Origin of the sequence: Streptomyces sp. NPDC001750, assembly GCF_042892615.1 — a bacterium.
Classification (GTDB): domain Bacteria; phylum Actinomycetota; class Actinomycetes; order Streptomycetales; family Streptomycetaceae; genus Streptomyces.
In genome coordinates, this window is record NZ_JBIAUE010000034.1 from 1 (window position 1) to 12816 (window position 12816).

Here is a 12816-nt window from a genome sequence, read left to right on the forward strand (position 1 = left end):
CGTAATCCGTGGCGGATCGGCGCGCGGCGTCAGATGTGGTGCATCGCAAGGCGGAGGGGCGCCCGCATACGGGACGTATGTGGGCGTTCCGACAATGCGGCGAGGTGCCGCGGCTGTCGTCGGGCGCCCGTCAGGGATTACGGGACAGCCCTTAGGTCATCATCCGCACCGGCCTCGGTCTCTGTCGCTGTGGAACGACCCAGTTCGCGGCAGCCATCGGCGACGACACCCAGGCCGGCAGCAACATCGGCATCGGCTTCGGCGTCGCCATCGGTCGCCGTCAGATCACCAGCGGCGTCACCCTCGCCATCCGCACCATCCCAGGTGCGGCGGGGTGGTGCTCGGTGGCGCGGGTGTTGTTGCGGGAACGGCCGGTCCGATCCGATTGATTCACCGCCGTCAAACGGTTCGGCTGTTCGTGCCGGCCTGCGCTCGTCAGATGGCGGGTGGGGTGCGCAGCGCGAGGATGGCCAGGTCGTCGTGGCCGTCGCTGGGGTGGCGGTCGGCGAGGAAGTGCACGAAGTCGTCGAGCGGCAGGCGGACATGGTCGGCGGCGAGTGCGGCGAGTCGGGCCAGGCCGTGGTCGATGGGGTGGCGGGGGTGTTCGACGAGCCCGTCGGTGAAGAAGACCACGGTGGCCCCGGCGGGCACGGGGTGGGTGTGGTCGGGACGGTACTGGTCGGTGTTGACCGCGAGCGGCAGGCCTGGCTCGGCGTGGAGATACTCCGTGTGCCCGTCGGGGCTGATCAGGAGCGGGGGGAGGTGGCCGGCCGTGCTCCAGTGCAGCCGCCAGCCGTCTTCTGCAGGCTCGATACGGGCCAGGCAGGCGGTGGTGACGGGCAGGTCGGTGATGTCGTGCAGGGTGCGGTCGAGCTGGGTGAGGACAGAACTGGGCGGGGTGAGGCGGTCGTAGAGCAGGGCCCGCAGCATGCTGCGGGTCTGGGCCATGGCGGCGGCTGCGCGCAGGTCGTGGCCGACGACATCGCCGATCACGACGGCGCACGTGTTGTCGGGCAGCCACAGGGCGTCGTACCAGTCTCCGCCGAGATGGCCGGGACTGGGAGCTGGGCGGTAGATGGCGGCACTGGTGAAAGGGTGCAGGTCGGGCAGGGTGGGCAGCAGAAGGCGCTGGAAGTGTTCGGCGCTGGTGCGGACCTGCTCGAACAGGCTGACGTTCTCGATGGCGATGCCGGCGGCGCCGGCCAGGGCGACGACGATGTCCTCGTCGTCGCGGTCGAAGGGCTGCCCGTCACGGCGTTCGGACAGGTAGAGGTCGCCGTAGATGGTGCCGCGGACGCTGATGGCGACGCCCAGGAGGGTGCGCATGCCCGGGTGGCCGGGCGGGAACCCGGCCGAGGCGGGATGGGAACGGATGTCATCGACGCGCAGGGGCTCGGGGTGGTGGATCAGATGTCCGAGAACACCGCGGCCACGGGGGAACTCGATCCCGGCCAGGCTGTTGCGCTCGGACTCCGACAGGCCCGCCGTGATGAACTGCCCCAGTTGCTCGCCGGACTCGTCCAGTACGCCCAGCGCGCCGTAGCGGGCACCGATCAGGTCCTTGGCGGTGGTCACGATGCGGCGCAGGACCGCGGGCAGATCCGTCTCCTGACTGATCGCCAGCACCGCGTTCAGCAGCCCCTGCAGCCGGTCCTTGGCGGTGGTCAGGTCCCGCAGTTGCGCGGCGATCCGGTCCAGCTGGCGATCCAGCCGCAGCCTCAGTTCAGTGTGCGGCTGCTCGGGTTCCTCCTGCCCGCCCGCCATCATGACCGCCCGGCCACTGCATCCGCACCGCGGTCACGCATCGACTCACACAGCCACTCACGCCAGCGATACACGCCCGGCCTCCTGACCCCACAGTCATCGGACAAGGCCCCAGCGTGACACGACGAGGCGGTCCACCCCGGCCATTACTCCCGCGGCAGCATGCCCCCAGTCGGCACCCTCCGGTGCGGTGAGGCGGGGGAAGACCTACCCGCCCCATCGCCGGTGGGGTCTTCGGGCTTGGGTGATCTCGATAGCCTCGGCACCTCGTCCACCCCGTGCTGGCACCGCTTCTCGCTGCACCGGTCAGCGGCCTCGCCCCGGGGAAGCGGCTTTATGCAGGCCGACGGTTCAACGGCGGCATTTCAGGTCCGGCGCAGTCCATTCCGCTACCGCTCCGGGTGGGCTGCCATCCGTCGGTGTTGCTGAGGCTCTCCCAGGGGGCAAGGCCCGTAGTGGCTTGTCCCGATCGGCCCTGCCCTCTGCCAGGGCGCCCTGGGTCCTGGCAGAGGGCGATGACCTTGAAGAGGTCGAACAGCGCGATCTGTCAGTCGGTGGGTATGAGGTTCTGCGGGATCGTGGCGTCCTTTCAGCTCAGGGGCGGGGGTCCAGGGCACGGGCGAGCGAGTCGAGGGAGGCCAGGGGGTCGGGGCCGGTGGGAGTGAGGACGACGCTGGTCGCGCCGGCTGCGTGGCGGGCCTTGATCGCTTCGCGCGCCTGGGCGGGGGTTCCGGCGATGCTCAGCTGGCGGACCCAGTCGGCAGGCATGGTCCGCGCGAATGTCTGGGCGTCGGGGCATGCGGCGCGGTGTGCACGCAACTGTGCGGCGAAGGGAAGGGGGTCGATGTGTGCGGCCCAGGCCGGCTCGCCGATGGCGGTCAGGCCGTCGCGGACGCGGGCGAGAGCGGTGTCCTCGTCGTCGTCGACGGCGGCGGCGTCGTAGGTGACGACTTCGGGGCTGCTCGTGTGAGGAGCGCCGTTCATGTGCTGCAGGGAGGAGGAGATGTAGGCGGGGGCCGCGGGCTCGGCCAGGAGGAGCCCGTCGGCCACCTCGCCTGCGGCTGCCTGCGACTTGGGACCGCGTACGCCCAGGATGACCGGGGGGACGATGTCGGGGGTCTCGGTGAGGACGACGCCCTCGCAGCGCACGTAGCGGCCGTCGGCAGGGCCGGGCTCACCGCGTATGAGCAGGCGCAGCGCAGTCGTGTATTCCCTGATCAGGGTCAGGGGACTGGCTGGCCAGGCTCCGGCCTGGCGCATCCAGTCGGGCATGCCGTGTCCGATGCCGGCGATCAGCCGACCGGGGTAGAGCTGGGCGAGGGTGGCCAGTTCCATCGCGGCGAAGCACACGTTGCGGGCACCGGCGGGCATGATGCCGATGCCGACGGTGATGCGGGTGGTGCTGGCGAGAGCGGGGCCGGCTTGTGCGAGTCCACCGCGCCAGCCGAGGTCTTCGACCACCCACATCTGGTCGAATCCCAGTTCTTCTGCTCGCCGGGCGAACGGCAGTATGTCCTGGACGGGTAGTTCGCGGGGGAGCATTACGCCGATGCGGCCGCGGGTGGGGTTGCGGTCTGATTCGGGCATGGCGGGTTCCTTGTGCAGAGTGGCGGACTTGTCCTTGTACCCGGTCGGCAGTCGGCCGGGTGAGTGGGTGGGGGCACGGTGTCGGGGCGGTGGCGCCCGGGCGTTCAGCGGCTCTGCGCCGTCTCGTGCGGGCGGGTCGGCTCCGGCACGCAGGATTGTCGCGGTCGCGGTCACGGAGAGGGGGGCAGCAACGGGAAGGCGTGGTCGAACGCCATGAGGCGGGTCATCCGGCCGCTGTGGGCGGGGCGGGCGAGCATGCCGACAGAGCCGAGTTCGGCGGCGAGGGGGACTGTGGTGCCTGCGGCGACGGGCAGGCGTGCCCGGCTGCGCTGAACAGCCGAACGCGGCCGCGTGTCCGGGCCGCCCACTGCAGGTGCTTTGCCCTTGATCCGACGCAGGCATGAAAGGTGCGTCACAGCCAGCCCGCCTTCGCGGTCACCTCGGCGGCGACCTCACCGACCGGGCGCGTGGTGGCGTCGACGGTGAAGTCGTCGGCCGCTGCTCGTTCGAGGATCCCGGCCAGCTCGCCGGCCCTGGCCAGGTGCCATCGCAATACCTCGGGCTCACCATCGTGGCGCCGCGTAAGCCGCTGGTGGATGACGGGCAGTTCGGCCCGGAGCCGGCACACCGAAAGCTCGGCACCGACCGCGTCGCCGCACAGCTTCCGGTCCTCCTGATTCTCGATCACACCGGCGAGGACCAGCCGATCTGCTCCCGCAGCGAGGTAGTTACCCGCGATGCTGCGCAGGTTTCGCAGCATCATGCCGAAGTTGAAGCGGTCTTCCGACGGCGTTGGCCAAGACTGCCTCAGCCAGTCGAGGTCGATGACGGCGTTGGGTATGCCCGCATGGGTGAGAAGGTCGCCCACGCTTTCGGCCACCGATGTCTTGCCGACGCCGACAGTGCCGTTGATCAGGAGGGCACGGGGCTCGGGAGAACGTTCTGCACGCATGCGTGAGACTCTACGATCCACCGTCCACGAGCCCCTTCTCCATTTCGTCCCGGCGAGCGCGGGCAGGGTTCACACATGGCGGAGCCATGTGACGGTCTGGGCGAGCGTGGCGGCGACACGGGACTGCTCGGCCCATCACACGGGCTGTCCCGGACCCCATCAATCCGGTTGTCCCGGAAATGGCAACAGGATTTGCTCGTGGTGTGGTGCTGGAGCACCTTGGGTGCCGGAGGTGATCGCAGTGATCAAGACGATGGTGAATACGCGCGGCGGCGCGGCGCCGACTGGTGACGAGGTCTACGACGTGGCGGTGATCGGTGCCGGAGCAGCCGGCCTGAGTGCCGCGCTGCTGCTCGGACGGGCCCGTCGCAGGGTGGTGGTGATCGATGCCGGTGAACCACGTAACGCGCCTGCCGCGCACATGCACGGCTTCCTCTCCCGTGACGGCCTGCCCCCGGCCACCCTGCTCGACCTGGGGCGGGCCGAGATCGCCCACTATGGGGTCGACGTCATCCGGGGCCGGGTGGAACATGTCGAGCCCGGCTACGGCGTGCGCCTGGAGGGCGGACCCGTGCTCAGGGCCCGCCGTCTCCTGGTCGCCACCGGGCTGCGCGACGAACTGCCCGACATCCCCGGTGTCCGGGAGCGCTGGGGCAAGGACCTTCTGCACTGCCCGTACTGCCATGGCTACGAGGTCCGTGACCAGCCCCTCGCCGTCCTCGGCACCCACCCGGGGGCCGTGCACCAGGCCCTGCTTCTGCGCCAGTGGAGCGAGGACATCGTCTTTCTCACGCACGCTCTCGAACTCTCCGAGCAGGAGCGGGAACAGCTGGAGGCGTTCGGCGTGAGCATCGCGGAGGGCCAGGCCGTGCGGCTCGTCGTCGACGACGACCGCCTGCGCGGCATCGAGCTCACCGACGGCCGGGTCATCCCCCGGACCGCGGTCTTCCTCTTCCCCCGGCCCGCCCCGCGCGACGACCTTCTGGCGCTGCTCGGCTGTGCCAAGGACGAGCAGGGCTGGGTCGTCACCGACCGCACCGGCCGCACGGGCGTCGCGGGTGTCTGGGCCGTCGGCAACGTCGCCGACCCGCGAGCGCAGGTCATGGCCGCGGCCGGCATGGGGTCCACCGTCGGCTTCGCCATCAACACCGACCTGCTCCACGAGGACGTGGAGCACGCCACCGCGCGCCATCGTGCCACGGCTGCGCAGACCTGATCGCTGCTCAGGCCACGGGGGAGTTGTCGTGGCAGCCCGCGTTGCCCTGCCAGAGATCGGGGCGGCCGAGCAGGCCCGCCCCGGGGCGCTCGGTGATCTGCGCGGTCGGATCGCCCCTGGCGTCGGGGTACTCGCTCACGAACACATCGACAAGGAGAGTCTCACCATGGCAGCAAAGCGCGGCGGTCCCGTGGACAGCGTCACCGAGCAGACGTTTCCCGTCCGCGTACTGCAAGCGAAGCGGCCCGTCCTGATCCAGTTCTGGGCCCCCTGGTGCGGGCCGTGCATCAGGGTCACCCCCATCATCGAGGAGCTGGCCGCCGAGCGTGCGGGCGTCCTGGACGTCGTCAAGATCAACGTCGACGAGGAGCCCGGACTGGCGGACCGGCACACGGTCTCCTCGATCCCCGCTTTCGTGGTCTATGCCGACGGCGCCCCCGCGAAGGCATGGACAGGGGCCGCGCCCAAACCGATTCTGGAACGACACCTCGGTCCCTTCCTCCGCTGAGCTCCGGCGGGCATCACGGATTCCGCGCGCGGGACACGTCATGCCCGCCGTGCGCACCTCTGGCCAAGCCCCCGTCCGGCAGGCCATGGCACAGGCGGAGCGTCGGCAATGGACGACGATGCCGCGGACGGGCGTGCCGGACCCGCTCATCTCGGCTGACATCCGACCTCTGGTTTCGTGCGTCTCGATCCGCCGGACAGACCCCAGCCACCTCCTCCGGATCGGAGTACCTCATGCACCACCACGTTCACCGCCACCCCCAGGAACACGCCCACGACATCGACTGGGACGCACTCTGCTCCCATCTGGAACGCGAGGCCGAACTGCACGCCCCCGCGCTCACCCAGGCCACGAACTGGCTGCGCGATCTGCTGACCGGCGTCGACGCGAGGCGTGTACTCGACGTCGGCAGTGGGCCGGGCATAGTCGCCGGCCTGCTCGCCGACGCCTTCCCGGACGCCGAGGTTGTCGCCGTCGACCAGTCGCCTGCCCTGCTGGAGCACGCCCGCACACGCTCGTCCGGCCGTATCGCCACCCAACAGGCCGACCTCCCCGCCGAGTTCGGCAAGCTCGGCATGGCCGATCTGATCTGGTCCGCCAACGCCGTCCACCATCTCGGCGACCAGCAGGCGGCATTGGCCGCGCTCGCCGCCTCCCTGCGCCCCGGCGGACTGCTCGCCGTGGCCGAATGCGGCCTGCCCGTACGTTTCCTCCCTCGTGACATAGGCCTGGGCCGCCCGGGACTCCAAGCCCGCCTGGACGCCGGCAACGAGGAAGGCTTCGCCACCATGCGTGCCGAACTCCCAGGCTCCGTGGACGAGGTCGAGGACTGGCCCGCCATGCTGGCCCAGGCCGGACTCGTCCCCACCGGCACGCGCACCTTCCTCACCGACCTGCCGGCCCCACTCGGACTCCCGGCACGCGAGTACCTGCACACCCGTCTCGCCCGGCAGCGCGACCAGTTCGGCGAGCACCTGGACGACCAGGACCGCGCGGCTCTGGACGCTCTCCTGGACGCCGACGCCGCCACCGGCATCCTCTGGCGCCCCGACGCCTTCTACCTCACCGCCACCACCGTCCACACCGCCCGCTCCCGCGCCGCCTAAGGGCTGTCCCGTAATCCCTGGTGGATCGGCGCGCGGCGTCGGATGCGGTGCATCGCAAGGCGGAGGGACGTTCGCATGCTGGACGTATTCGGATGTTCCGACAACGCAGCGAGGGGCCGTAGCCGCCGTCGCGCGCCCGCCGGGGGTTACGGGATCCCTGAGGGCGTGTTGCGGAAATCCCGTCCGGCCCGCGACGCCCGGCACGGCGCCCAGAGAGAGCGGGGGCGAGCAGTCGGCCCGGCCGGATCCGGGAGACGGGAGACCTGGCGGGAGCCGATCCCTGCGTGCACGTCCCGCCGGGACATCCTGTTTCCGGGCTCGATGTCCGCGGACCTGCGCCCGTCGAGAATCGGGCGGAGAGGCCGAGCACGCCATCGCAGGCCCTGACAGAGACAGCCGTCCTGCAGCGTCTGCATGCATTGGGATCCGACCGGTACGGGAGCCGCGCCGCGATCTGCGACGGAAGGCCGCCTGTGGTCCCGGCCTGCGTGACACCGCGTTCGGGGGTGCACGCCCCGGCGCTCCCTCACGGCACCGCGTGCAGCAGGCATGCTGGCGGGCGTGCCCGCCGGCCCCGCACACGAAGCATCTCCGGGGGCACGCCCAGCCGCGCCGCTCGACGATCCGGCCGGACCCATGCCATCGTGATACGCCCGGCGGCCGACACCAGCACGCCGGTCGGGGGGTACTCTGTGGCCCGGCACCGCCGCAGTGGTGGTGCCGGGCCGGAGGGCAGGCTCGGCCCCTTCATCCGCGCCTGGCCGATGCCCGGCACCGAGGCTGGTTGTAGCGCCCTGGCAGGTCGTTTCAGCTGGCGGGTTCTTGGCCCTGGCGGAGACGAGTGGGCTTGGCCCGGACGTGCACGCGTTCCCCCTGGGGGCCGAACAGGTTGAGCACCTCCACGGGGGACTCGCCTGCGGGGCCGAACCAGTGTGGCAGGCGGGTATCGAACTCGGCCGCCTCACCCGGCCCCAGGATCAGGTCGTGGTCGGCCAGGATGAGCCGGAGGCGTCCGGACAGGACGTACAGCCACTCGTACCCTTCGTGCGTGACCGGTTCGGGCTGGTTGTGCTCTGCGGGGATGATCGACTTCCAGGCTTGCAGGCGCCCCGGCTGCGTCGACAGCGGAATCACCGTACGACCGCGGTGAACGCGGGGTTTGCAACGGACCCGCGGGTCGCCGACCTCCGGCGCCCCGACGAGTTCGTCCAGGGGCACCTGGTGGGCCTGTGCGATGGGCAGCAGCAGCTCCAGACTCGGCCGGCGCTGCCCCGACTCCAGCCTCGAAAGGGTGCTCTTGGAGATGCCAGTGGCCTCGGCCAACGCCGACAGGGACACGCCGCGCTGCGCGCGGATGCGCCTGAGGCGGGAGCCGACCTGGGCCAGCGTGGCGGCGATCGGTGATTGCTCGTCCATACCCCCATTCCACCTCGCGCGTCCCGGAAATGGCAACAGGAGTTGTCGTTCCAGCGCCAAGCGCGCACGATCGCGGCAGGAGGTTGTTCACATGATCAAAACGACGAACGACAAGAACACCAGGGCGCAGTACGGCGACGCGGACGAGGTCCACGACGTGGTGGTGGTCGGCGCCGGAGCGGCCGGCCTCAGCGCCGCACTGCTCCTCGGCCGCGCTCGCCGCAAGGTGGTGGTGATCGACGCCGGCGAGCCGCGCAACGCGCCCGCCGCGCACATGCACGGCTTCCTGTCCCGCGACGGCCTGCCTCCCGCGACCCTGCTCGACCTCGGGCGCGCCGAGATCGACCGCTACGGTGTCCAGCTCCTGCGCGGCCGGGTGGAACAGATCGACCACGGCTACTACGTCCGCATGGCGGGCGGGGTGGTGCTCAAGGCACGCCGCGTGCTGATCGCGACCGGACTGCGCGACGAACTCCCCGACATCCCCGGCGTCCGCGAACGATGGGGGAAGGACGTCCTGCACTGCCCGTACTGCCACGCCTACGAAGTCCGCGACCAGCCCCTCGCCGTCCTCGGCACCCACCCGGGAGCGGTCCACCAGGCGCTGCTCCTGCGTCAGTGGAGCGACGACGTCGTCCTCCTCTCTCACACCCTCGAACTCTCCCCACAGGAGCGGGAACAGCTGGAGGTGCGCGGCCTGTACCTGATCGAGGGCGAGATCAAGCAGCTCGTCGTCGACGATGACCGGCTCCGCGGAATCGAACTCGCGGACGGCCGGGTCGTTCTCCGCACAGCTGCCTTCCTCTTCCCCCGCCCCGTTCCGCACGACGAACTGTTGACCCGGCTGGGCTGCGCCAAGGACGACGCCGGCTGGGTCGTCACCGACCGCACCGGCCGCACGAGCGTCCCGGGTGTCTGGGCCGTCGGTAACGTCGCCGACCCGCGTGCGCAGGTCGTGGCCGCGGCCGGCATGGGGTCCACCGCCGCCTTCGCCATCAACACCGACCTCCTGGACGAGGACGTCGACCGCGCCGTCGAAGAGCACCGCCACGCAGCTGCTGCCATCCGGTAGCGACCTGCGCGGCAACGCCACACCTCTTTCCCACCCGTACAAGACAGGAAGACCACGCATGCCCGCACGTTCCTCACGCCCGGTTGACAGCGTCACCGAGCAGACGTTCACCGAGCGCGTTCTCCAGGCGGAGCGACCCGTCCTGATCCAGTTCTGGGCCACCTGGTGCCACCCGTGCCGGATGGTCACCCCCATCGTGGAGCAGTTGGCCGCCGAACAGTCCGGCGACTTGGACGTGGTCAAGGTCGATCTGGACGCGGAACCCGGGCTGGCCGCCCGGCTCGGCATCACCTCTGTTCCCGCCTTCGTCGTCTACACCAGCGGCCGGCCCGTGGGCGGATGGGTCGGCGCGGCGCCCAAGCACGTCCTGGAGAAGCAGCTCACCTCGATCCTGCGGAGCGGGAGCAACAGTCAGTGAGCGCTGAACCCGAACAGGCCACACAGCAGATACAGGCCACTCGCGGGGACTGCCGTTCGGTGTCTATCTGCTCGCCTTCTGTCTGTTCGCGATGGGCAGCGCGGAGTTCCTGGTCGCCGGGGTGCTGCCGGCAATCGCGGACGACCTGCACATCACCTTGTCATCCGCCGGTGCCCTGATCTCGGCGTTCGCCATCGGCGTCGTCATAGGCGGGCCTCCGCTGGCCATTCTGACCCTGCACTGGCCGCGTCGAACCACACTCATTGCCACCCAGGCCGTCTTCGCCGTATCCGTGGCAGTCGGTCTTCTCACCGACAGCTACACGGTGCTGATTGTCACCCGCTTCCTCTGCGGTCTCGCCTATGCCGGATTCTTCGCGGTTTCGACGGTCACCGCGATCAGCCTGGTCACACCCGACCGCACCGCCCGTGCCTCCGGTGTCGTCGTCAGCGGGCTCAGCCGCGCGATGACCGCGGGTGGACCGGCCGGCGCGCTGATCAGCCACTTCACGGGATGGCGGGGCGGATTCTGGGTAGTGGTCGTCCTCACGGTCCTCGGCGCGCTCTCCGTCCCCTTCGCGCTGCCGGTAACGAGCACGAGCGCGGAACCGAGTGTGCGGCGTGAACTCAGTACCATCGGACGACCGCAGCTGTGGATCGTCTACGCCGTCACCATCCTGAGCACCGCCGCCTACATGATCTCGTTCAACTACCTCGCGGCATTCCTGACCGACGTCACCGGCATCCGCGAAGTCTGGGTTCCCGTGATACTGGCGCTGTTCGGCGTCGGCGCTTTCATCGGCCTGTCCATTGGAGGTCGGATCGCCGACAGGCGGCCCTGGCAGGCTCTGATGGCCGGGGCGGTCGGAATCCTGGTCTGTTCCGTCCTGCTGGCGCTCCTTGCCCAGTACGCGCTGGCTGTCGTCCCCCTGGTCCTGTTCCTCGGGGTAGCTGGATTCGTGCTGAACCCAGCCATCTACGGGCGCGTTTTCACCGTCGCGTGGGACGCGCCGACACTCGCCGGGGCCACCTCCACCTCCGCGTTCCAGTTCGGCATCGGCCTCGTCCCCGTACTGGCCGGGACCGCCCTCGGCACTGGTGCCGGTATCACCTCGGTCATCTGGATCGGTGCCGGCCTGGCCGTGGTCACCATGTCGGCCATCCTTCTCGACCGAGCGATGACACGTCGCAGCGTGCAGCCGGGTCCGGCGCCGGCATGATGCCGGATCAAGCGCCGGCATCATGCCGGATCACCGATCAGGAGGACCGGATCACCGGGCAGGTGGAACTGTCGCTGCCTGCGGTGGCGTCACCACGATCGTCTTGGACTTGGTGACAGCCAGGCTTTCGACGAGAGGGACGACCGTCAGCCGGCGTCGTTGAGGGCCTCGCGCAACCTGCGCGCGAAGGCCAGAGTGGCGGCGATCGGTGATTGCTCGTGGTGATTGCTCGTCCATATCCATTCCACCTCTCCCGTCCCGAAAATGGCAACGGGGTTGTCGTTCCAGTGTCAGGTGTGCGATCGCGGCAGGAGGCCGTCGCCGTGGTCAAAACGACGTTGCTCCGTCGGTTCGCCATGCTCAGCGTGCTCGCCTTGCTCGGTTTCCTGATGCTGCTGCTGTACGGCCAGTTCCGCGGATCCACGCCCGACCGGCTCGGATTCGCGCTGGGTGGCAGTGCGCTGGTGCGGTGGTTCGCCCTCGCGCCGACACGGCGCCCGACCGGCGGCGGCAGGGTACAGCGGGGCCTGGCCGGCTGCGCACGAGGGGTTGCTGATCGCGGGGGCGGTCGCGTGGCCGGACGCCGCCCCCGGCCCGCAGCGCTCGCAGAAGCGCGTCTCATGGTGTGGGTGCCGCGGAGCCGCACCGACCACTACGGGGACATGCTGGCCCGGCTGCGTGCCGATCACCGCGGCCCGACCCACCGCTACTACCTGGACGTGCCGCTCGAGGAAACCGTGGCCCGGCACGCCACGAAGCCGATCGCCGACGATGTCAGCGAGACGCAGCTGAGGGAGTGGTACCGGCCGCGCGATCTGCTGCCCGGCGGAGTCGAGACCGTCATCGGCGCGGACAGCACGCTCGCCGCGAGCGTCGAGCGCATCATGCGTGACACCGGCCTGGACGGCCTCCCGGCCCTCGACCACTGACACCCCCCGGCCCGTGGTTCGTCGACAAGGGATGAAGCATCCGTACGAGGGAGCCCGGCCGCCGACTCGCCCGATGCCGGTCGCGCGACCCCGAGCAGCACGGCGGGTTCTCCTCCCGGGGCGTGAAGCCCCTGGCGGGGCCCCGGGCTACAGGCCCTTGCAGATACTGCGGGCCTCGTCCAGGTCCTTCTTCACCTTCTCGTCGAAGTCGAAGACCTGGGCATGACGGTTCTGAGAGCGGCGGATGGCCTGGGCGAGCGGCCGGTACGCGGCATCCCCCGCAGCGGCCGAAGCGGAGAGTGCTCCCGCCGCGGCATACCGATTTATGGCGATCTCGCCGGCCGAGCCCTTCGCCGTGTACTTCGACTCGTCGAATCCGTCGAGTGCCCGGCAGGCGGCACTGGCGTCACCGTGCGGACCAGCCCCCTTTGCGGAACTGCTGCCGGTGTCACTGAGGGCCCACACGACCGCCACTGCCCCGCCGCCGAGCGCAAGCCCCAGCAGCAAGGAGACGACCACGACTGTGGTACGGCTTCGGGACTTCGGGGGCAACGCGGGAGAGGGTTCCGGTACAGGGGCGGCGTGCGGCTGCTGCGGGTACATCTGGCCCAAGATAGTGCGACGGGCTG

14 protein-coding genes are annotated in these 12816 nt (G+C 70.2%); 7 read left to right on the plus strand and 7 right to left on the minus strand.

Features of this window, described 5'->3' with window-relative positions; all coding sequences use genetic code 11:
• Window positions 1-435: 435 nt before the first annotated feature.
• From ACFYY6_RS33160 to ACFYY6_RS33175, 4 genes are all read right to left on the minus strand, one after another.
• Entirely contained in the window at window positions 436-1767 is a 1332-nt protein-coding gene (locus ACFYY6_RS33160; protein ID WP_351522763.1) for a GAF domain-containing SpoIIE family protein phosphatase, read from the minus strand.
• 591 nt (window positions 1768-2358) lie between these two features.
• Window positions 2359-3351 (minus strand): LLM class flavin-dependent oxidoreductase, encoded by a 993-nt coding sequence (locus ACFYY6_RS33165; RefSeq protein ID WP_389197057.1) that lies wholly within the window; start codon window positions 3349-3351, stop codon window positions 2359-2361.
• Window positions 3352-3521: 170 nt separating this feature from the next.
• The gene (locus ACFYY6_RS33170) at window positions 3522-3767 is read right to left on the minus strand and encodes a hypothetical protein (protein ID WP_351633230.1); all 246 of its coding nucleotides are present in this window, start codon (window positions 3765-3767) and stop codon (window positions 3522-3524) included.
• Window positions 3764-4303: a hypothetical protein gene (locus tag ACFYY6_RS33175; protein WP_388651285.1), complete on the minus strand. Its 540-nt coding sequence runs from the start codon at window positions 4301-4303 to the stop codon at window positions 3764-3766. The genes ACFYY6_RS33170 and ACFYY6_RS33175 overlap by 4 nt, the downstream gene beginning before the upstream one ends.
• A gap of 253 nt (window positions 4304-4556) precedes the next feature.
• Here ACFYY6_RS33175 and ACFYY6_RS33180 point away from each other — a divergent pair, with 253 nt between their 5' ends.
• The gene (locus ACFYY6_RS33180; RefSeq protein ID WP_389197100.1) at window positions 4557-5519 is read left to right on the plus strand and encodes an NAD(P)/FAD-dependent oxidoreductase; all 963 of its coding nucleotides are present in this window, start codon (window positions 4557-4559) and stop codon (window positions 5517-5519) included.
• Between the two features lie 7 nt (window positions 5520-5526).
• On the opposite strand, the gene ACFYY6_RS33185 is transcribed toward ACFYY6_RS33180, so the two are convergent.
• Window positions 5527-5658 (minus strand): hypothetical protein, encoded by a 132-nt coding sequence (locus ACFYY6_RS33185; RefSeq protein WP_389197059.1) that lies wholly within the window; start codon window positions 5656-5658, stop codon window positions 5527-5529.
• A 27-nt stretch (window positions 5659-5685) separates the two neighbouring features.
• On the opposite strand from ACFYY6_RS33185, the gene ACFYY6_RS33190 reads away from it, so the two are divergent.
• Window positions 5686-6027, plus strand: a complete 342-nt coding sequence (locus ACFYY6_RS33190) for a thioredoxin domain-containing protein (RefSeq protein ID WP_362033175.1) — start codon at window positions 5686-5688, stop codon at window positions 6025-6027.
• Window positions 6028-6260: 233 nt separating this feature from the next.
• Window positions 6261-7133, plus strand: coding sequence for a class I SAM-dependent methyltransferase (locus ACFYY6_RS33195; protein WP_389197062.1), 873 nt, complete (start codon window positions 6261-6263; stop codon window positions 7131-7133).
• Between the two features lie 807 nt (window positions 7134-7940).
• On the opposite strand, the gene ACFYY6_RS33200 is transcribed toward ACFYY6_RS33195, so the two are convergent.
• Entirely contained in the window at window positions 7941-8549 is a 609-nt protein-coding gene (locus ACFYY6_RS33200) for an XRE family transcriptional regulator (RefSeq protein ID WP_351522749.1), read from the minus strand.
• 91 nt (window positions 8550-8640) lie between these two features.
• On the opposite strand from ACFYY6_RS33200, the gene ACFYY6_RS33205 reads away from it, so the two are divergent.
• The 4 genes from ACFYY6_RS33205 (at window position 8641) to ACFYY6_RS33220 (ending at window position 12187) form a co-directional block, all read left to right on the plus strand.
• A complete protein-coding gene (locus ACFYY6_RS33205) occupies window positions 8641-9621 on the plus strand; it encodes an NAD(P)/FAD-dependent oxidoreductase (protein WP_351633214.1) in 981 nt (326 codons plus the stop codon).
• Between the two features lie 58 nt (window positions 9622-9679).
• Window positions 9680-10039 carry a thioredoxin gene (gene trxA, locus ACFYY6_RS33210; RefSeq protein WP_351633211.1) on the plus strand — a complete coding sequence of 120 codons (360 nt, stop codon included), beginning with the start codon at window positions 9680-9682 and terminating at the stop codon, window positions 10037-10039.
• Between the two features lie 91 nt (window positions 10040-10130).
• Window positions 10131-11258 (plus strand): MFS transporter, encoded by a 1128-nt coding sequence (locus ACFYY6_RS33215; protein ID WP_389197065.1) that lies wholly within the window; start codon window positions 10131-10133, stop codon window positions 11256-11258.
• 323 nt (window positions 11259-11581) lie between these two features.
• Window positions 11582-12187, plus strand: a complete 606-nt coding sequence (locus tag ACFYY6_RS33220; protein WP_389197067.1) for a kinase — start codon at window positions 11582-11584, stop codon at window positions 12185-12187.
• Window positions 12188-12334: 147 nt separating this feature from the next.
• Here ACFYY6_RS33220 and ACFYY6_RS33225 read toward each other — a convergent pair whose 3' ends face one another.
• Window positions 12335-12790 carry a hypothetical protein gene (locus tag ACFYY6_RS33225; protein ID WP_351522741.1) on the minus strand — a complete coding sequence of 152 codons (456 nt, stop codon included), beginning with the start codon at window positions 12788-12790 and terminating at the stop codon, window positions 12335-12337.
• Window positions 12791-12816 lie beyond the last annotated feature (26 nt).